General features: G+C 41.9%; 12 protein-coding genes. 5 read left to right on the top strand and 7 right to left on the bottom strand.

Annotation, left to right across the window (positions count from 1 at the left end; all coding sequences use genetic code 11):
• Nucleotides 1-20 precede the first annotated feature (20 nt).
• On the bottom strand, nt 21-2,060 hold the full coding sequence (locus ACRWSG_RS03800) for an alpha/beta hydrolase family protein (protein ID WP_462165665.1): 2,040 nt from the start codon (nt 2,058-2,060) through the stop codon (nt 21-23).
• A gap of 141 nt (nt 2,061-2,201) precedes the next feature.
• Nucleotides 2,202-3,434, bottom strand: coding sequence for a TMEM143 family protein (locus ACRWSG_RS03795; protein WP_462166891.1), 1,233 nt, complete (start codon nt 3,432-3,434; stop codon nt 2,202-2,204).
• A 236-nt stretch (nt 3,435-3,670) separates the two neighbouring features.
• Here ACRWSG_RS03795 and ACRWSG_RS03790 point away from each other — a divergent pair, with 236 nt between their 5' ends.
• The 3 genes from ACRWSG_RS03790 to ACRWSG_RS03780 all read left to right on the top strand — a co-directional run bounded on the left by ACRWSG_RS03790 (nt 3,671) and on the right by ACRWSG_RS03780 (nt 6,859).
• Entirely contained in the window at nt 3,671-4,579 is a 909-nt protein-coding gene (locus ACRWSG_RS03790; protein ID WP_138599924.1) for a GGDEF domain-containing protein, read from the top strand.
• 59 nt (nt 4,580-4,638) lie between these two features.
• Nucleotides 4,639-5,223 (top strand): YqaA family protein, encoded by a 585-nt coding sequence (locus ACRWSG_RS03785; RefSeq protein WP_138599925.1) that lies wholly within the window; start codon nt 4,639-4,641, stop codon nt 5,221-5,223.
• 94 nt (nt 5,224-5,317) lie between these two features.
• A complete protein-coding gene (locus tag ACRWSG_RS03780) occupies nt 5,318-6,859 on the top strand; it encodes an L-lactate permease (RefSeq protein WP_462165664.1) in 1,542 nt (513 codons plus the stop codon).
• A gap of 100 nt (nt 6,860-6,959) precedes the next feature.
• Here ACRWSG_RS03780 and ACRWSG_RS03775 read toward each other — a convergent pair whose 3' ends face one another.
• Nucleotides 6,960-8,888, bottom strand: coding sequence for a phytase (locus ACRWSG_RS03775; RefSeq protein ID WP_462165663.1), 1,929 nt, complete (start codon nt 8,886-8,888; stop codon nt 6,960-6,962).
• A 58-nt stretch (nt 8,889-8,946) separates the two neighbouring features.
• Nucleotides 8,947-11,247 (bottom strand): TonB-dependent receptor plug domain-containing protein, encoded by a 2,301-nt coding sequence (locus ACRWSG_RS03770; RefSeq protein ID WP_462165662.1) that lies wholly within the window; start codon nt 11,245-11,247, stop codon nt 8,947-8,949.
• A 284-nt stretch (nt 11,248-11,531) separates the two neighbouring features.
• On the opposite strand from ACRWSG_RS03770, the gene ACRWSG_RS03765 reads away from it, so the two are divergent.
• Together ACRWSG_RS03765 and ACRWSG_RS03760 are read left to right on the top strand one after the other, a co-directional pair.
• Nucleotides 11,532-12,449: a GGDEF domain-containing protein gene (locus ACRWSG_RS03765; protein ID WP_462165661.1), complete on the top strand. Its 918-nt coding sequence runs from the start codon at nt 11,532-11,534 to the stop codon at nt 12,447-12,449.
• Nucleotides 12,433-13,431: a helix-turn-helix domain-containing protein gene (locus ACRWSG_RS03760; RefSeq protein ID WP_462165660.1), complete on the top strand. Its 999-nt coding sequence runs from the start codon at nt 12,433-12,435 to the stop codon at nt 13,429-13,431. The genes ACRWSG_RS03765 and ACRWSG_RS03760 overlap by 17 nt, the downstream gene beginning before the upstream one ends.
• A 36-nt stretch (nt 13,432-13,467) precedes the next feature.
• On the opposite strand, the gene ACRWSG_RS03755 is transcribed toward ACRWSG_RS03760, so the two are convergent.
• From ACRWSG_RS03755 to ACRWSG_RS03745, 3 genes are all read right to left on the bottom strand, one after another.
• A complete protein-coding gene (locus ACRWSG_RS03755; protein WP_462165659.1) occupies nt 13,468-14,538 on the bottom strand; it encodes a cytochrome-c peroxidase in 1,071 nt (356 codons plus the stop codon).
• Complete coding sequence (locus ACRWSG_RS03750; protein ID WP_462165658.1) at nt 14,531-17,188, bottom strand: TonB-dependent receptor; 2,658 nt, start codon at nt 17,186-17,188, stop codon at nt 14,531-14,533. Before ACRWSG_RS03750 ends, ACRWSG_RS03755 begins: the two co-directional genes overlap by 8 nt.
• A gap of 258 nt (nt 17,189-17,446) precedes the next feature.
• Nucleotides 17,447-20,206 (bottom strand): cadherin-like domain-containing protein, encoded by a 2,760-nt coding sequence (locus ACRWSG_RS03745; RefSeq protein ID WP_462165657.1) that lies wholly within the window; start codon nt 20,204-20,206, stop codon nt 17,447-17,449.
• Nucleotides 20,207-20,249: the final 43 nt, after the last annotated feature.

Here is a 20,249-nt window from a genome sequence, read left to right as displayed (position 1 = left end):
TCTCACTCCTGCTTAATTCATTACTTCTGATATTGTTTGAACCACGCAAGCGTGTATTCAATTTTCGAAATCATACGTGATGGACGACCCGCAATACCATGGGGTGAGCCCGGTACACGAATAAGCACGGTATCTACCTTTTGCAGTTTTAATGCTTGATAGAATTGCTCTGATTCTGAAATTGGCGTACGGCGGTCTTCTTCACCTGTCATGATCAATGATGGCGTGGTGACGTTACCCACTAATGAAAGCGGCGAACGTTTCCAGTAGTGCTCAACATTATCCCAAGGCATGCCAGGGAACTGGTTACGAATTTGACCAATATAGCTGTCAGCTGAAAGCGTTTTACTTAACCAGTTGATCACAGGCTTGGTAATTGCCGCAGCGTTGAAGCGGTTTGTTAAACCAACCGCATAAGCCGTTGCAATACCACCTGCTGAACCACCCGCAATAAATAGGTTATCTTTGTCGATAAAGCCTTTAGCAATCATGGCATCAACTGCTGAGTTGTGGTCAGCAAAGTCTTCTTCTGAACTGTATTTACCATCTAGCAGTAGTGCAAAGTCTTTACCGTAACTTGTTGAGCCACGGTAATTCACATACACAACCACATAACCTTCAGCGGCATAACGTTGTAATTCAGCAGTAAAGCTTGGGCCATAGGCAAGATGTGGATCGCCATGAATTTCAACCATTAATGGGTATTGTTTGTTCTCATCAAAATCAGGTGGCGTAATGTACCAACCTTGAATAGCTTGGCCATCGAACTGTGACTTAACATTTAGTTCGTGCACTTTACCAAGATTTTTATGGCCTAACACATCTTCATTTAATGAAGTTAGCGTTTTACTTTTACCCTTGTATAGGTAGCCTAAATCAGCTGGGCGGTATTCACTGCCTGTGGTGTACGCAATAGCGCCATTATTGGCCATGCTGAAACTACCACTGATATACGGACGACCAATTGAAGTGCCCGATACCGTATCAGTTAAGTCAGTGACCTTACCGCGGCTGTTTACTTTAGCGAGCTTACGCTTGCCAAAATCATCGTACTGAATAACAAAGTCGCCATCGCCTGACCACTTATAATCAGCCACTGAGCGGTCTAATTTTTCAGTAATATGCTTGATTGATTTATCGTCTAAATCGAGCATAGATAGTGTTGAGTTAATGTAAGGCACAGGGGCGTTGTCACGCGCAACAAAGGCTAGTTCATCACCGTCTTCAGCGTAACGCGGATTACTTTCACGGCCTGGTAAATCAGTTAGTTGCGTAAGCTCACCTGATTTTACATTGATTTCATAGAGGTCTGACTCAGTTGTACGATATTCCCACTCATCATTGCGATCAGCAGAAAAAGCCAGTTTTGTGTTGCTTGGATCCCATGCCAGTGGGCCATAATGCTGATAATCACCCGATGTTAATTGGCGTGGTGTGCCACCCGAAACCGGAATAACAAAAACGTGACGATATGAAGGCTCTAAAAAGCCAGCGCCATCAGCTTGATAGCGTGCTTTTTCAAACACTCTCACTGGTTTTGACCACTCAGCGCCTTTTGGTTTTTTCGGTAATTTGACTGATTTAGCGAACGCAGATTTGCCTTCAGGAATGCTCATAGTGAAAGCAATTTGTGCAGAGTCATTCGACCACGTTAAGTTTCGTACTGATTTTGGTAGTTGCGTTAATAATGCTTGTTTGTCTTGCGCTAACCAATAAACGTGAAGTTGATTCGAACCGCTTGAGTTGCTGGTAAAAGCAATTTTCTTGCTATCTGGAGACCAAGTGGGTTGGCTGTAGTTATGCTCATCAGAAAACAGCGGCGTGTGTTGACCTGACTTTATATCGTACAGCCAAAAGCTACGCTTGTTACCATCTTTCATGATGTCGTAGCCGCTGCGCACATAAACGATTTTTTTACCGTCTGGGCTTATTTGTGGGTCGCCTGCGAATTCAAGTTGAAAAATATCTTCAGAGACAAACTTGTCGTTAGCATATACTTGAGCCGTCGTTGCTGCGCACAGCAAACTTGCTCCAATAAGAATTGTTTTTTTTAATTGCATGGAATGGTCTTTTTTTAGCCGTAAAATTTTATCCTAAAAGCAGACCATTTACTGCGCAAGCACATTGAGACCAAAATGCCGTAACGAGAGTTAAATAGACTCAAACTCTATTTGTACTTGCTAGTACCTGATTTTAAAGGCTTAGGCAAACTTAAAATAGTCATCCCAACGCGCATCTAAACGCTGTTTGGCCTTATCTAAATCAACCGCTGTATAAACGTCATTTTGTTGATTAACCAGCTCAAGCCTTACTAGCTTGTCTAAAGCGTCATCAATTTCAAAGTCAAGCTGGCAATGATGCTGCGCGTTAAACCATTGCTCAATTTGACTATCTAATTGCTGTGCAGTCATCGCTGATTCGCTTTTTAGTAAAAAGGTGTAGGCAAGTAGCGCTTCTTTAACATCTTCTTCTTCAGCTGCATCGACTAGGGTATGAAAAACCCCGGCGTTGTTATCGAGGTTTTTAAAATACAAATTGTCGGCCAGTGCTTTCATAAAACGAATTTTGCGGTTTTTAAACTTGCTCCATTCTTTAAAAATAAAGCTGCCAAACACCCCCATGCCGATTGCAAAGGTAATAAAGTGTTGCTGACTCATATGCACTTCTTCACTGCGCCAACCACCCCAAAAGGCAATCATAGCAATCAGGAGTAAAATTGACGCACCTAATTTTGTTACCAGTACCACAGCTCCACCAATCAGTGCTGATGAACCAATAATCAGTTTATCTATTGGACGCATTTTTACTTCGCTATTCGGAAACAGCATTTCTAAATCGGCTTTTGGCACATTCTGGAATAATTTGACGATGGTTGAGTTTGGCTCAAAGCCTACCGGCATTTTGCCTTTTTCTAAAAAGTACTGCTCGTCTTTAAAGCGGATGAATATGGCAACGCGGTCATAGTTAGTAAACTGAATCTGCTTTTTCTTAAGCCCCCAAAAACTGCGTAGCGTCTCGGTTTTTTGCGATTCGCCGCGACGGTAAAAGACCACTTCTGCAAAGTCATCAAACTCAACGGCTAAACGTACTTTAAATAAAGACTCTTCATTCAGTGCATCTTGTAAGTCTTGATTGGTAATGGTTTCAAAATTGGCAGCATTGAGTACTTTGGCAAACTCTTTTGCAAAGGCAGATTGGTAGCTGGCACGTTGCTCGTTGGTAATCGGTGTTAGCGTGCGGGTGTCGCTATTTGGGTCAAATGGCGCATAGTTGTTTTTTAAAGACTCCAGCAGCTCGTGATATTGATAATGAGTCACGCTTTGCAAAAGAGTAGCAAACTCCATAAACGAAGCTGATTGCGGCTCACCCAAGTAAGCTTGGCAAAGATTTATGATGTCGTGTTTTCGGAAAGGGATGAATCGCGCGTTGCTCATAGATTTGTGTAATGTCATTAAAACTGGCTGGGATAATAAAAAAATAACGACAAAATTGCGACCGTTAGTGGCAAATGGCATGAACTTAGACTTTTTTACTGACTAAAACGGCTTATGTTTAGAATATTTACTCCAGTAAAAACGCTGGTTTTTCCCCTTTATAGTGGCTTTATCATGCACTTTTAAATTTGCTTTGCTAATGTTTAATTCATTGCAGCAAGTTGTCGTGATTAATTATGAATAAGCAAGCACCCCCTCCAGAAGTAAAGGCTGAGTTAAATTCAGTACCTCTTGTAGTAAAGCAATTCTTTATTAGCTTTTTTGTTGTCGTTTTATTGATGATAGTCGTGACTTATTTGTATAACTTTAATCGGCTTGAAAGTGATGTTTACTTAAATGGTGTGCTCAGTGATGCTATTAATTTGCTCATTTTGATTTGTATTTTTGCGTTTGTGCAAACCTCGGTGGTTGCTAAGCGCAGTTACTTATTTTTAAGTGTGGGTATCTTCCTTTGGAGCGTCGGACTTACATTTGATTTTTTAGATGAGCTGGTGTTCCAACCAATCTGGATCGGCATTTATATCGAAGATATTACCCGCACCTTAGGGATGCTTATCACTGGGTTTGGTCTTTATTTAGCGCTTACTGATTTAGCTAAAACCCGAGAGCAGCTCGAAGAAGAGCTAAAAACCGATGTATTAACAAAGGCGTACAATCGTCGTTATTTTTACCATTATGTGCAGCAAAACCAAAGTAAACCACATAGTTTAGTGATCGCCGATATTGATCATTTTAAGGCGATTAATGATGAATATGGTCATGATGTAGGCGATCAGGTATTGATAGACTTTGTTTATCAGTGTCACCAAGCATTAGGAGAAGACGTTCTATTTGCGCGAATTGGTGGTGAGGAGTTTGCAATGTATGTTGCCACAGATGATGCAGATGAATTACATGCTACCTGCGAGCAACTGCTGAGCCTGGCCAGTAATGTGATGGTGACACCGAGTAAAACGCTCAGCGTGAGTGTTGGTTCAGCGATCAAACGTGCTACTGAGACCTTTAGTAGTACCTTGAAACGTGCTGATCAAGCGCTTTATTTGGCTAAAAATCAGGGTCGTAGTCGCTATGTTCATAAACCGTAAGGGACGGTTAAGACTTTTTGTTGTAACCTAAAATGCAACAAAACGATTAAGGATGAATAATGGCGATTGCAAAAAAGCTTAAGCAAAAAACACGGCAGTTTATTGACTCAAAACATATGCTTAAATCGGTTACGGTGGCATCATTTTTAGAGTCAACCATAGTGCCTATTCCTCTTGAAGCTGTGCTTATTCCGTTAATGCAAGCCCGCCGTGAAAAGCTTTGGTTAATTGCCTTAATGGCGACCATAGGTTGTATAATCGGTGCTATTTTTGGCTATGCCCTCGGCTATTATCTATTTGATGTAGTGGGCGATTGGGTGATTAATACCTTCTCAAACCCTGAGCAATTCGAGCAAGTTAAGCAAAAAATGCAGGCACAAGGCTTTTGGTTTGTATTGACGCTCGGTATTGTGCCCATCCCATTTCAAATTGCCATGCTTGCCGCTGGGGCTACTAAGTATTCGATTTTTCTATTTTTACTGGCAACGGTCATTGCGCGTTCAATTCGCTACTTTGCTCTTGCTGCCGTTGTTTATTACGCGGGTAATCAGGCTGAGCGAATTATTCAAAAGCACAAAACCAAAGCCCTAGTGGCTATTTCTGTGTTAGTACTGTTACTTTGGTGGCTAAGTACACTCATTTAATACACTCATTTAACAAATAAAAAATACTGATTAGGGTTATCCTGTCTATACTTTGAAATAAGGAAAGCGCTTAATAAAAACAACAGGATGACCCATGAATACCCTAGTGGCTGCACTGCCTATTTTGGTGCTGATCTGGATGATGGTAAAAAGCAGCCCCATCGCCTCTTATATTGCCTTACCCATAACAGCGCTACTCGCTGCTTTACTGCAACTGTTTTACTTTCAAGCTGATTTAAGGCTGTTGCTTGCTAATTCGTTTGCTGGTGTATTGTCTGTTATGACGCCTATTTCGATTATTGCTGGGGCTATTTTACTTAACCGCATGTTGGCAATATCAGGGGCCGAAACCACGATCAAACATTGGCTCGAATCTATTAGCAGTAATCAAGTTGCACAGTTGATGATCATCGGCTGGGCATTTGCATTTATGCTCGAAGGTGCATCGGGATTTGGCACGCCTGCGGCCATCGCTGCGCCTATTTTGGTCGGGCTTGGTTTCTCGCCTTTTAAAGTGATTATTTTCACTCTTATTTTAAACTCGATTCCCGTATCTTTTGGTGCAGTTGGCACACCAACATGGTTTGGCTTTTCGGCGCTTCAATTAGATGACGGGCAAGTGCTGGCTATTTCAAGATGGACGGCGCTTTGTCATGTTATTGCTGCTTTGGTTATTCCTATGATTGCGCTGTGTCTTGTTTTACCACTAAAAAAGGTGCGTCAAAATAGCGTATTCATTTATTTAAGTGTGTTTTCATGTGTTTTGCCTTATTGGTTGTTTGCCCAGTGGAACTATGAATTTCCATCACTGATAGGTGGCGCAGTGGGTCTATTAGTCACTATCTATTTAGCAAGTCGGGGAGTGGGTTTAGATAACTCAGCTGTAAATGCACAAAGCACGAAAGGCAAAGCTGAGTTCACACCCAAAGCGCTATTTTTAGCATTATTCCCGTTATTACTTTTGATTGTTGTGCTGGTGATAACCCGTATTCATCAGTTGGGCATTAAAGCATTGCTTAACGACGAAACGCTATGGGTGAGTATTCATTTGGGCTTTGCACAATTTGAATTAAGCAAAGCACTGATCTTATCTTTACATGAGATATTTGGTACCTCAGTGGGGTGGTCGTATAAAACCTTGTTTGTACCAGCCTTGATCCCGTTTGTATTGGTGGTACTGATCTGCGTGCCGTTACTTAAAATGAGCAAGCCACAAGTAAAGCAAATGTGCTCCGACACCTTAGGCCGTATTGCTATGCCATGTATCGCTTTAATCGGGGCGCTGGTGATGGTGAATGTTTTAATGCAAGGCGGCCATAATGCGCCCATATTTTATATGGCGAGTACCTTTGCTGATTTAAGCGGGGAGCACTGGGTGTTATTTGCCTCATACTTGGGGGCACTCGGCACTTTCTTTTCAGGCTCTGCAACCGTGTCTAATCTTACCTTTGGCGGTATTCAATATGGTATTGCACAGCAAGTGGGCTTGTCAGAAACCTTAGTGCTTGCGTTGCAATCAACGGGGGCGGCGATGGGGAATATGATCTGCATTAGCAATATTATTGCTGTAGCCAGTATTGTTGGAGTGAATAATCAAGAAGTACCGTGCTTAAGAAAACCTTTTTGCCTATGCTAATTTACGGTGCAATAGTTGGGTGTTTTAGTTATCTATTTTACTGATTAAATATGTTCAGATAAAAAGGTGCCCAGATAAACCGAGCACCCTACAGAGTAACTTATTGAATAGCTTTTTTTACCTCGCGCCAGTCAATAATCTTAAAGTTTTGCGGTGCCTGTGGCATACGGTTGTAACCATCTTGCACAATTAGCACCCCTTCAGGGTAGCCCGGTAGTGCAGCTGGTGTGACCGTTAGGCCATCAGTTTCTGATACGCCATCTATTGCTAACTCCAGGTTATTGCTGATTGCAAATTTACCCGCAAACGCTAGGCTAGGGGTAGCGCCATCGATAATTTTATAAAGCACATAGCTGTAATCACCTTGGCTAGAAACCACTAAATAACGGGCATCTTTTGCGTGGTAGATTTCCATGCCTTCTACATCATCAACCAACAGATCGTTCACGGTTTGCAGCATTACAGGTATATTTCCAGCTGTTGGCTCAGCGCCAATAAACCAAATACCTTCGTCTTCTTCACCTAAAAATAGCTGTGCGGTTTTATCATCTGCACTGCAACCTTCAGGTTGGCTTGGAACACTAAACTCGCGTACTAGTTGTGCAGATACGCTCTCATTATCACCTGTTAGTTTGTATTGCTGAAACAGGCCTGATTTGTCATTCATAAACACATAGTTGCCTGTGTTTGATGAGTACATACACATACCGTAAATTTCGTTTAGAGTCGTTGGCAGCTCTGCAATATGTTGCACCTGATTGTGAGTATCGACGCTGTAAACACTGATGCTGTTATGAGTACGGTTACTACCTGCAATCCAGGTATTCGTTGCGTTGTTGATACTGGCATGTTGGCGCACATCAACATTATTTAAACGGCCTGTTTCTAGTGCTTGTAGCTCTTTGCCTGCAAGGTCATACACCATTAAGCCACGGCGTTTATCGGTACCTAAGATCAAGCTTTTAGCTGCATTATTAGGGTTTACCCAAATTGCAGGGTCATCGGCGGCATCACCAAAAGCACGTACTGCATCGGTTTGCGCTTGTGCATTGATGTAAGTAACAGCCGCTGTTTTAGCGCTATTATGTTGTTTAGCCTGCCCATCTATTTGACCTTTTACATAATGACCTGATTCATCATCGTATAACACGATGTCAGCTTGATTATTGTTAAAGCGCACTGCGGCAGACTCAATCGCCAGTTCACCAGCAAATTGCCAGCTGCTAAAACGCTTTGTGCTATTTTCGTAGCGATGTAATTGGTTATCTTCAGAAGTGGTGAACCATAAGCTACCATCTTCTGTTGTGCTTAATCCGCCAACTTCAGGCGCTAAGCTGCCAAATGGCGACATCATAGCAAGGGGCTTTTTATCGGCGCGCGATTCAGCGTCGGCGTTAATTTGCCAAATGCCTAGCTCGCCTTCACTTAAATAAAGAGTTTTACTGTTATCATCAACCGCGCAGCCTGATGTTTCACTTACACCAGCAAACTCACGTAATTCAAGGTTTAACGCGCGCTTGCTTGCCATATCAAACACCAGTGTTTCGCGGATAAGACCACGAGCGTCTGCCACAAATGCCGAAACTGCCTGAGTGGTCGGGTTGGCAAATAAGCACACCGCCTCAGGTTTTGCTTTTGGTGGGCTGATACGGCTAATTTCAGTTAGGTGCCATTTAGCTGCTTTTTGTAAGCTAAAAATCACCGCTTGGTCGGCTTCGTTGTCGATGCTGGCAACAAGGTAACTGTTTTTGTCGATCGCCTTAACAGATAGCGCTTCGAAGTTACCTTTTTGTAATGCGTGCTGTTTACCAGTGACATCAATAAGTTGTAGGCCTTGGCTTTGTGAGCTTAATAGCCAAGCGTCATCAGCAAGGGCTGCTGCTTGTGAGCCTTGCATATTTTCAGTTGTGCCAAAGGCTGTTAATTGGTTTTTACTTGGTGCCTCGTTTGCCGTTGTTTGGCTACACGCTGCTAGGGTGCTTAGCATCACTGCACTGGCAACAAGATTAAGTGGTTTTTTAAAATTCATGGGATCCCCAAATATACAACAAGGCAGCAATGCGCTGCCTTAATAACTCTTATGTGTATTAAAACGCGTAGCGCAGCATTAACTGGATAACAGGATATGCTTCTTCAGACTCCAGTTCATACTCGTCAAAGTCGCGGTTGATTTGGTCATCAACCGTGTCGAACTTGTTGAAGGTTTCGTCTTTGCTTGCATCAAGTAGGTTTGAGCCCACTAAACGAAGCGTGACGTCTTGCCAGCGTTTTTCTACGAATACTTCAAGGTCTGCACCGTAGTGTGTGGTTACTTCTTCACCCACGATACGACCATAAGCATCACCTTGTTTACGGTAAGTTGCACCGAACGAAGCGCCTAAATCAGGTAGGTCTTGAATAAAACCAACGTTAAACACGTAGTCAGATTGGTCGTTGAATTTACGGCTACCGAAAGTGTCATCTACTTCTGAATCAAGCCATGAGTAGTTAAAGAATACCCCTGTGTTTGGCATGCTAATAGCGCTTAGCGGCGTTGATAAATCAAGCTCGATACCTTTTACGTTGCCATCACCGGTGTTACGCGGTTGCAAAATGTAAGTACCATCACCTTCTGAGCCTTGTTGGCCTGTATTGGCTATTTCGATAAGGTCAGTGACATCGCGATAGAACACATTAATACCCACGACGCCGCTTTTACCTAAGCGATATTCATAGCCTAAGTCCATACCCCACGATGATTCTGGTTGTAGGTCTGGGTTACCTAAAAAGTCGTTATCGCCTAGCTCTTTTTCAAGTAGAGCAGGGGTGATGTAATCAAAGTCAGGACGACGTAAGCTACGTGCAACCGATGCACTAACACGGCCATTTTCAGAGACGTTGTAGCGTAAATGTGCCGATGGTAAGAAGAAGTCATAATCGTTTTTAGCGCTTACACCTTCTACTTTGTCAGTAATGGTTGAATCAGTTGTTTCGTAGCGCACACCTAACTCCCACGAGAAGTCTTGGTCTTCGTGCTTAACTAATGCAAATACATCTAGGCGGTCTTCTTCGAGTTTATTGACGCCACCAGCGGCTGCTTCAAACTCGTTATTAAAGCCTGCCAGTGACAGTGGTGTTTTGTTGAACTGATCCCAGCTAGTAAAGCTTTGCTCGCTTTCACCTTCGGCTTGATAAACCGCAGTATCGCGCTCTTTACCTTGTACAAAGGCACCGAATTGAATCGTTTTGCTCTCGCCTGCAAATAAGCTATGTTGCCATTGTAATGACCATTCTTTGTCATCCAGGTCTACAGTTTCTTCTTCTTCCTCAAACACCATAGGTAACTCAGAGGTATCGATTTCTACTTCTTGCTCGTAAACTGACTCTTCAAAGCTTGCAAAACCAAGCTTAAATTTACTGGTACCACCAAAAAGGGGTAACTCATAACCAGAGTTGATGTTGTAGTTGGTTTGATCAATGTAAGACACATTGGCGTTGTCGGTTTCAAGATTACCGCCTTCAACAATTGAGTTATTGATTGCTGTTGGATCGTCATATTCGAATGAACGCTCATCTTCAGTACGGTCGGTATCAACCCAAATTGCGCTGATATCAAACTTGCTGCCATTATCAAAAGCAATTTCGTAGCTGGCATTTAGTGAGGTGTCGTCACCATCGCGGGTGTCTGTTTGATCTTCGCGGTTATCGAATTCTTCGGTTTTGTAATTGGCGTTATTCTCTGGGCTGTCGCCATAGCGTAGGCTTGATTTTTGTTTTGGGTTATAACGACCTTGTAAGTTCGCACCAAGTAGTAAACGACCGCCAGCAAACTCAGTGCCGTAAACACCAGCAAAGCTTTCTTTTAATTCGCCATCGTCATAACGCAGGCCACCTGCACGCAAGTAACCACCATCTAGGCTGTAACCGTCACGCAATACAATGTTTAGCGTGCCGGCAATGGCATCGGCAGAGCGGTTTGCACTTGAAGCACGAATAATTTCTACACGCTCAATTAGCTCGGCAGGAATACGGTCAACAAAGAATGAGCGGTCAGCACCTGCACCAGGTACTTCTTCACCGTTGATAAGCACCTTTGTGTAAGCTGGGCTTAAGCCACGCATACGTGCGCCATCAGACTCTAAAACATCCGATAAAAACGTCACACTCGGTACACGTTTTAATGCATCACCGGCAGTCAGCGGTTCAAAACGTTGAAAGTATTCTTGTGAGTATTCAAGCGTCGGTGCCAGCTCTTGTGAGCGGTTGCGATAGCCGATTTCGCCATATACAACAAGCTCTTCAGAGACTTTTACTTTTTTCTCATCGCTGCTTTGTTCGTCTTGTGCGTAAGCGGCAAATTGGCATAAGGCGAGGGCGCTTACTAACGCCTTCGTTTTAAATTGTTTCATGGGTTTGCTCCTGGTTGTCCTTGGTTTGATGAGCAAAGTACGCAGCTTAAATGACGCAAATGTGACAGAAAATCGCTAACAACCAGTAAAAACAAGTGATTAGAGGCTTTTAAAAGTACTTTTGAGCTGCAATAACCCCATCTTTTTAAGGCAATTACAGTACTTAAAGGGTTTAACAAGGTATGACTGTCGTTTTGCTGTCACATCATTGAGCTAATATGACCCTGCTGCTTTAAGCGCTAACGAGTTAGCATGGCAGCGTGAATTATTGTTAGGTACTGAGAATGCGATATAACCCTTTTACTCATCATCGATTTTTAACCAATGCCGTTATTGCTTTGTTTGTGATTGCGTTTTTGCTAAGCGCACAAGCAGGAGAGTTAAAGCCTTTTGCCGATATTGCTTGGTTAGATATTTTAGGCGAGGGTGGCATTGTGCTAATGACCCTGACTTGGATAGCTGCGCTACTTATTTCGAGGCCGCCCGGCAAAGTCACCAGCTTTTTAGTGCTTGGGCTAGGGCTTTTTATGTTTTCAGCTTCCCTTGATTTATTTGATGAGTGGTTACATCAACCAACCAATACGTGGCTTACTTGGATTGAATCATTGCCTGCGCCGATAGGCATGATTTTCACAAGCCTTGGGCTGTATCAGTGGCACCAAGAGCAATACGTGCTTAACAGGCAACTAAAACGCCGTGAAGCTCAGCATCGTGAGCATGAATTAGTATGCTCAATAACTGGGCTGTATAAGGCTGATTACTTACAAGCTGTGTTAAAAGAGCAATTAAGTGAGCCACAGCCTCTGCAACTGATCGCTATTGATATTCGTGGTTTTGCTGATTTTAACGCTGAATTTGGCTTTATCGAAGGCGACCGCTTACTAGGTGAAGTAAGCGAGCTTTTATTGATGAATTGTCGCCTTAGCGATGTGGTGTGCCGCTATGCAGGAGACTGCTTTATGGTGCTAATGCCAAACACCAGCGCAGTACAAGCGAAAGAGCTGGTGGCGCAAATTACCTCGGCGCTGAGCCATTGTGCATTTAAGGTCGAAGGCGAAAAACACGCTAAGTTTCAAGATGTAACAGCGGCCTTAGTGGGCAGTATGTATGGCGATACACCACAAAGTTTAAGCTCGCGTTTACACGCTAAGTTACAACAACAAAAACAACAAAGAGTCAGCCATTGTGAAGCCGTATCTTAATCAAGATGACAAATATCTCACCGCACAGGGACTGATCACCACGCTGGTGGAGCTGGCCTTAAGTCGCGGCATTGCACTGCATAAGTTACTCAGAGGCACAGGGGTGTTTGAGCAAGACTTAATGAGTGTGCAGCATCAGTTTAGTATTTCGCAGCAAGTACGCTTATTGGCGCAGTTTAAGCAGTTGATGAAATCCGCCGACAGTGGCTTTTTATTAGGCAGTCAACTAGCAAACGATACCTCTGTTGCCGCCCAAGGCGTGTTACATGCAGCGCATATCGGCCAAGCTTTAAAGCAGTTACACAATTTACGCATGCAACTAGCCCCTTTGTTATTTAGTTACAGTTATGTACATAACGAGCAGTATTACATTGTGCTGCAAAATGCTGTGGGCTTGGATGATGAAATAAGCCAGTACGTAATGGAAATTTATAGCGCCGCGTTTTACCAAGTTCTAAAAAAAGTGGCGGGTGAGCGAGTACCTTGTCAGTTTGAGTTTGCCTATAAACGTGCCAGACATAGCCAAGAATACGAGCAGCATTTGGGCCTTAAAGTTGCTTTTGAAAAGCCTATAACTCGCTGGGTATTAAATAAACACGCGCTTAGGCTTACTAACCCTGCGTTTAGTAGTTTTCGGTTCTCACAAATTAACTCGCAGCTAGCGGCATTAGATTCAGCAAATAGCACTTTTGTGGAAGCCGTAAGCCGATTAATTTATCAAAATCCGGCGTTAAATTTAGACCAAGTCGCCAGCCAATTTGCTATGAGCCCTGCAACTTTCAAGCGCAAACTAAAAGCTCATGGCGTACGTTTTTCTACCTTGTATGATGAGCAAAGTAAGCGCAAAGCGATTTACCTACTTGCCATGCGCGAACAATGCAATGAGCAAGTCGCCATGCGCTTATCATTTTATGATATTGCTAATTTCAGACGAGCATTTAAACGCTGGACCGGGCTTACGCCAAGTCAATTAAAGGGGTAAGAAAGCCCGCTCTTATCGCTAAGAGCGAGCGTGCAGTTAAAGGGTTTCTAAAAATGCGATAAGCGCATTTTTTTCATCTTTACTAAGTGCTAACTTATGCAGTAACTCTGTTGTTTGTGGGTAGTTTGGATCATCTTTAAATTTTTTGCTCGGTTTTGGTTTTGCTCCACCTGCATTATAAAAGTTGACTATCCCTAGCAAACTTTGAAAGCCACCATGGTGCATCCAAGGTGTACTTTGTTGTAACGCTAAAAGAGAAGGGGTTCTAAACTTGCCTATATCAGCTGGGTCTTGGGTGGCATCAAAACGTCCTAAATCTTGAAGTTTTCGACCATAAAAATGCAGCCCCGTAATATGAAATTCATTGTCGCTGAGTAAAGCACCTTCATGGCAAGTCATACACCTTGCTTTGGTTCTAAAAAGATGCAAGCCTTCAAGTTGTTGATTGTTTAAAAGTGCAACCGCTTCACTAGGACTCGTTTGCGCTTTATCGATAAAGCGCGTGAATAATGATTTTGGAATATCAAAGGTACGTTCAAAGGCAACAAGCGTAAGAGCCAATAGTTCTTTGTTTAGTGCTTCTTTGCCAAAGGCATTGAATATTGGGCTTTTATAGTCCTCAGCACTGTTTACTTTGTTAAGCACAAGATCAACGGAAGTGCCCATTTCTATCGGGTTTTCAATCGGCATTAATGCCTGCTCTGTCGCAGTTTTAGCCCTGCCATCCCAAAAGAAACTTTGCCAATGGTCAACACCAATAATAGCTTGGGTATTTCGAGTGCCCACTTGGCCATCAATGCCGACAGCTAGTTTTCGCCTGTCTGAGAACGCTAAACGAGACTCATGACAGCTTGCGCAGCTTACCGTGTTATCTCGTGACAAACGGGTATCGTTAAATAGCTTTTCGCCTAATGTGATGATCTCATCACTTTGATTAAACGGTTTAGCTTTTAAAGGTTTGAGCGGGGCAGCTGGCACATCTTTACTGCTAATAATCGCAGGCCACTCATGCTGTGGCTTTGCGTATAACTTGCGTAATGATTGCTCTTGTGTGAAGGCGCTCGTTGTAAAAATGCCGCAAGTTAAGAGAAATAACCATTTATTCATAGTTATAAGATACCCCTAACCAAAACATTCTACCTGGTTCAATACCTGAATTTCCTTCTGTAATAGCGTGACTTCTGGCATTAAATAAGTTGCTGATATCAAGGCGAACTTCAAGAGATTGAGATTGACTAACTTGATACTCCCAACGGCTACTTAAGGCAAATATAATACGAGCGTCAAAGGTATGAGCTTCATATTTGGATATATATATATCGGTCGAACCACACGTAGCACATTCACTTCCAATGCCTATTCTTTGATCGTTACTAGACTTAATAGCGGTTGTATAACTACCGCTGTAGGTTGCTGTTAGACCAGTTGAAAAAGTATCAGTCCAGTTGGCATTCCAACCAAAGTTAGCAGTTACAGGGCGACCAAAATTCGCTTTAAGGGTATCTAACTCAGATAAGCTCATCAGCTCACCCTCATAGTAAACCAGTGTTTCAACAGGCGTGTTATCGGGTGTTGCAGTGTAGTCGCTATTGCTTTCACTGTTTTGGCTATAAGATGCATTAGCCCATATTGAATGGTCGCCAAATTTGGCATCCCAAGATAGCGAGTAACGCTCGCTTTCACCTGTACCATTATTATAAATAGTAATATATTTAAAACCGTCATTTTTTAGGTTGGTTTCTTCGTTTCTCGCTAATTGTTCTTTTTTGTTACGGTGCACATATTTTAATGCAAAGTTACCGAAATCTTCTGTCGCGTGACGAAGACCTAAGGCAATTTCATCATCGTAAGGACTTTTTACGTCGTCATAGATATAGCGGAAGTTACCTGTGTAAGAAGAAGGAAGCCAAGCTTGTAAATAACCGTTTTGAATAGGGCGATACTCACGATAAGCAAACTTTTGTTGCTCTTTAATTTTATAACCGAGTAGGTTCGCATCGTAATAACGGTTTAAACCCGCGGTCAATAGTGTATTGCCATCGTTATATACGTCATAACCCATTGATAAGCGTGGCGCGATATTGTGATTTTTGAAAAAATCATCGTAGTCGTATCTAACACCTAAATGAAAATCAAACTGTTTCCAGGTGATCACATCGGTGGCATATAGTGCCGCTTTATTTAAGCTTACGTCTATTTGTTCACTGGGTGTGACTAAACGTGAGTTAAAATACTGAGCTGTTGTCGCTACGTTATTCGAGTAGGCAAGTAAGTGCTCTGGATTATTAAAATCGATACTGCCACCTAATTGCTCGGCAAGGGTATCTAAATCAACATAAAAATTTTGCTCAACACAATCAAGGGTATAGCCACTACAGTTTAGTTGTGCGTTGGTTGATGAGTATTGAATTGGCGAGTCATACTTATAATAGTTTTGTTGGCGGGTACGCTCATAGTTTTGATGGTTGAGTTCAGCGCCCACGCGAATTGCGTGCTCAGTATTGCCCCAACTTTTACGCTCAAGTGTTAGGGAATTTCGCCAATTAAAGCTGGTTTGCGTGTTATCAAGATTGCCATAACCGCCGTATCTTGAAACAGGAGTTGAATCAGGGCTCTGATCGGCTAATTGACCCCACTCTTTGCCTTTAGCTTGAAGCCAAGTATAAAAATGCGCAGACCCTTTACGGTTGTTATCACTTTGGCTCATATTAAACTTACTGCTGAAGTGACCAAAGCGTGTTTCTTCACCTAAATTAGCCGTAAAACCAAAGCTTCCTCCTTCGACTTGGTAGTCACTATTAAGCACGTCTTTCAAGTATGAATCTGAAGTATAAGGGGCATACATAACGCTAAGATCAAGTGAATCAACCCAGCCATCGCGATAGCTGTATTTAAGTAATGCATTGATGTTTTCTCTACTTTCGACCTTTTGTGCTGAAAGCGAAACATCTGAGATATCACTTTTTAAATAGCTTACGCTTAGCAATAAGGCATGCTTGTCAGTCAACTCTTTTTGAATTGAAAAATCGATATTGGTTTTTTCATAGGTTGGTGGCTCTAGGGCGTCTTTGCCCTCAGCGGTGTCATCTGGCTCATCATTATCGATTATATGGTACTCCCCCCAATCACTGCGATTACCACGAATACCTAAGCTTACACGTGTTTCTCTAGAGAAAGCAGATATCGTTTCGGCATCAATCACGCCACCAGAAAAGTCGCCAAAGTCTGCTGGAATGTTGTGATCGTACACAGTAATTGACTCTACGATTTGACTGTTAATATTCATACTTTGCACACCGCCTGACACCTCATTTTCAGAGGCGCCAATGCGGCTCGCACTGGCAGGATCAAGACGATTGTTATAGTTCATGCCATCAATCATAAAGCCTGTTTGCCAAGGCTTTGCACCCGAAATACTAATTTCAGGGGCACTAATTTCCGCAAGGTTATCAATCGAGTAGTAGTCTTCACTTAATTGCACGCCCGGCAGTAAGGCAATCAATTCGTTGATATCACCATTACCTTTTGGAGTTGCTTCAATAAAGTTTCTATCTAAATAGGCGCGACCAATTACTTCAGGTACTTCAATCCCTATGTATTGCCCTTTAATGGTAATGCGCTCTACCTCTTGATCTGAGCATTGCTTATTGTTCTTATCATTACATTGAGGATTTGTTGCTTGCTGCTTTACTTCATTAGCGTGTATAGGGGCATTAAGTAAAAGCATCAAACACGCTGATAAGTAGCGCATTTGCATGGTAAAACTCCTGAAATACAAGTGATTAGATTAAAATAGGAACAGTCAAATGACTTGTAAGGCTTCATTGCATTTTTTAAATGCTGCTTTTATTGCGCATTACACATAAAAGTAAATGATGAAAAATTACAATGCTAAACATACGAAGAGATTTCGGATGTGTTTTAAAGTTTGACTTTCTATTGAATATAAAATTTTTTTCTTAATGTTATTGAATAATAATGCGAGGCAAGGCGACCTCGCATTATTGTGATGGTGTTATTCTCCTAAAGGAGTCACATCGATACTATCTTCAATACCATCATTGTCGGCATCGTTATCAGCAATTAAGCCCGATTCAGCAATTGCTTGCTCTGATGCGCTGGATAGGAAGAAGTTAGGTTTGCCATCGTGGTCTGTATCGATACTTGCGATCGCAGATGCAGGGAAGTCATCTTTTTTAGCTACTAAGTTAGCATAAAGGGCTGTAAGTGATAGCTTATCTGCTTCTGCATTGACTGAGTGATCGATTAATTCTTTTACTGCGGCATCATTGCCAAGTCGGGCCTGAAAAGTAAGCAATGTTTCAAGGTTACTTTGAATAACTTTATCGGTTTGTAAGAGTACAAACGTATTTGCATTGGCTACGAATGGCTTTAACATTTCAATTGTTTCAGCATAAGCTGAAGCATACTGCTCGTTATTTACTTGGAATCTAGCTAATGATGAGGTGAGAGAATAGCTTTTGAATAGTCCACCACTTGTTTCGCTATTACTAAGTGTCGCGTAAAGTACTTTATCAAGTAGAGTTTTATAGTCATTAATATCAAGGTTTGATTGTTCTGATTGCAGTGTGGTTAAACTGATATCTAACCAATTTAACGCCATATCAATTAGCCCAGCTTGCACAAGGTATCCGAGTGAACTCAATCGCCATTCTATTTGTGTTTGTTTTTCTTCAATTAAGTTAATTTGAGTGTTAAGTCTTTCTGCGGTGATGGCTACCGAGTCATTCTGAGATACAAATCCAAAAATAGCTAACTGCTGATTTAAAGCATAAGCAGCAGAGGAAGTACTAAAGTTAGTGTTATTTTCTATAAAGTAAGAATCTATAACCTCAGCACAGCGTTGTGCAAAAATATTTGCTTGTTCTTCCCCACCTAAACTAAGGGTAAAGTCGACAAGGCCGCCACAACCGAATATTCCGGTGACATAATATGCGTTAGTTTCATTTAACACATACTCTTCAGAAAATAGGATGTTTGCGGCGTAATCCGTCAGAATTAGGCCAAGTTCATTTTCACCTCGAACTCGAAGAATATCAGCAGCACCTGGTTGACCTGATGAAGTTATAAGTGTTTGATAGAAACTTTTTGCATTAGGTGTTTCGCCACTCATAAAGTATTCTTTAGCGTTTTGCACCGCATCCTCTATGGAGATACCCGCTTGTAGTTTGTTAGCTACTTCATAAGCAAAAGAAAATTCAATAGCATCATCTTTGTCATCTTGATCTGTAAGTAAAGCAAAGGCTGGGTTATTTGAAAGCTCTACATCATATAAAGCTTTAATATTTGCTGTTAATACTTCTAATGGATAGGTGTATGTCGCTAAAGTTGCTTCTGCATATGGGCTTGCAGTAAAGCTATATGTATTATCGAATCCAACAACACCATAATATGAAAGCGCTAAGTTCGTATAATATTTTGCCAAATCAACTTCATTGAGCTGTATAAAAGATTGAGCAGCCCATGCAATGTAAAGCACTCTCATACGCTCAGTTGGTTGGCCTTTGTAGTCACCTGATTTTTGAGTAAAATAACCGATTTTTTCACTTAACTCGGCCATGGCTTGGGTGACTTTTACTCCTTCATTTCTTACTGTTTCTGTGTGAGTCGCTGCGTATTGATCTTTAGAAGATTCAACGGTTTTTTTGATTGCAGATATAAATCTAATATAAGTCGCATTATATTCTTCTGTATAAACCTCATTTGCATAAAGTTTAAGTGTGTCTAACATGGCTTGAGCGTATTCGGTTTGGCCAGCTGCGTTGTATTGATTGGTTAGAGTCAGATAAAACCCCGGATCTGAGCTGCTGATGTTATCTAGGCCTTTTTCAGCAAGGTACTGATTGTAAAGAGTTGCAGCATCTTGTCTAAACGTTAAAGCCCTCTCGCTTAAACTTACTAAATCAAGAGATTTAGCTGCATCTAAATAGGCTTTTGCTTTTGTGTCTATTGCTGAAATGTTGTTGAAGTGTTCGTCTGCTTTCTCAGCAAAGCCTGCAATAAGATAACCAATAGCTAATTGTGTGTTTACTTCGTCCATGTAAACATCATCATTGATATTGTCACTAATCGCTTGTGCTTGTTTTAAATGAGAGTTATTAGAGCTGTAGTAGTAATTAAGTTTATCTTCGTTAGTCACATAGGACGGTTTTAATTCAATGGTTGCGCTGATAGGCGAGCTAATAATGCCATCGGTAAATTCGATAACAAAGCTGTCGTTAATTTCTGACAACGTATCAGCTGTGAATAGAAATTCACCCGTTTGTTCATCTAGAGTAAGGGTGCCGTTGGCAGGGTCCGTTACTAAAGAAACAGTCACAGTGTCACCGTCAACATCATTAAATACTAATGTGCCTTCAGTCGTTGTTGAGGTGGTTACAGTGATTGATTGGCTCGCCAGTGTTGGCGCATCGTTAACGTTATTAACCGTAAAAGTAAGTACTGCATCAGTACTTAAGCTGCCATCAGTGGCGGTAACGGTTACTGTGTCTTGGCCTGCAAAATCTTCTTTTGGGGTATAGCTAAAACTACCATCAGCATTTAAAGCAAATATCCCGTTACTTGCTGCAGAGCCGAGGGTATAGCTAACAGCATTATCACCTGTTGCCACAACTTGACCTGTAATAGATGTATCTTCATCTAGAGTGAACGCTGAGTTGCTGGTGAACTCAGGTGCATTATTACTATCTGAACCGCCACAGCCAGTGAGTGCAAATGCAATCACAAGTGGTAAATACTTTATTCTATTAGTCATGTTTATACCCGCATTTATTATTGGTTATTTCAAAAGGGAGGGA

The organism is Pseudoalteromonas sp. GB43 (genome assembly GCF_054923805.1).
This window is presented reverse-complemented; position numbering and strand designations above follow the sequence as displayed.

What these genes read in the sequence shown, in the direction of transcription:
- ACRWSG_RS03800 (WP_462165665.1), bottom strand. Translation starts at nt 2,060, where the DNA reads ATGCAATTAAAAAAAACAATTCTTATTGGAGCAAGTTTGCTGTGCGCA.
- ACRWSG_RS03795 (WP_462166891.1), bottom strand. Translation starts at nt 3,434, where the DNA reads ATGAGCAACGCGCGATTCATCCCTTTCCGAAAACACGACATCATAAAT.
- ACRWSG_RS03790 (WP_138599924.1), top strand. Translation starts at nt 3,671, where the DNA reads ATGAATAAGCAAGCACCCCCTCCAGAAGTAAAGGCTGAGTTAAATTCA.
- ACRWSG_RS03785 (WP_138599925.1), top strand. Translation starts at nt 4,639, where the DNA reads ATGGCGATTGCAAAAAAGCTTAAGCAAAAAACACGGCAGTTTATTGAC.
- ACRWSG_RS03780 (WP_462165664.1), top strand. Translation starts at nt 5,318, where the DNA reads ATGAATACCCTAGTGGCTGCACTGCCTATTTTGGTGCTGATCTGGATG.
- ACRWSG_RS03775 (WP_462165663.1), bottom strand. Translation starts at nt 8,888, where the DNA reads ATGAATTTTAAAAAACCACTTAATCTTGTTGCCAGTGCAGTGATGCTA.
- ACRWSG_RS03770 (WP_462165662.1), bottom strand. Translation starts at nt 11,247, where the DNA reads ATGAAACAATTTAAAACGAAGGCGTTAGTAAGCGCCCTCGCCTTATGC.
- ACRWSG_RS03765 (WP_462165661.1), top strand. Translation starts at nt 11,532, where the DNA reads ATGCGATATAACCCTTTTACTCATCATCGATTTTTAACCAATGCCGTT.
- ACRWSG_RS03755 (WP_462165659.1), bottom strand. Translation starts at nt 14,538, where the DNA reads ATGAATAAATGGTTATTTCTCTTAACTTGCGGCATTTTTACAACGAGC.
- ACRWSG_RS03750 (WP_462165658.1), bottom strand. Translation starts at nt 17,188, where the DNA reads ATGCAAATGCGCTACTTATCAGCGTGTTTGATGCTTTTACTTAATGCC.
- ACRWSG_RS03745 (WP_462165657.1), bottom strand. Translation starts at nt 20,206, where the DNA reads ATGACTAATAGAATAAAGTATTTACCACTTGTGATTGCATTTGCACTC.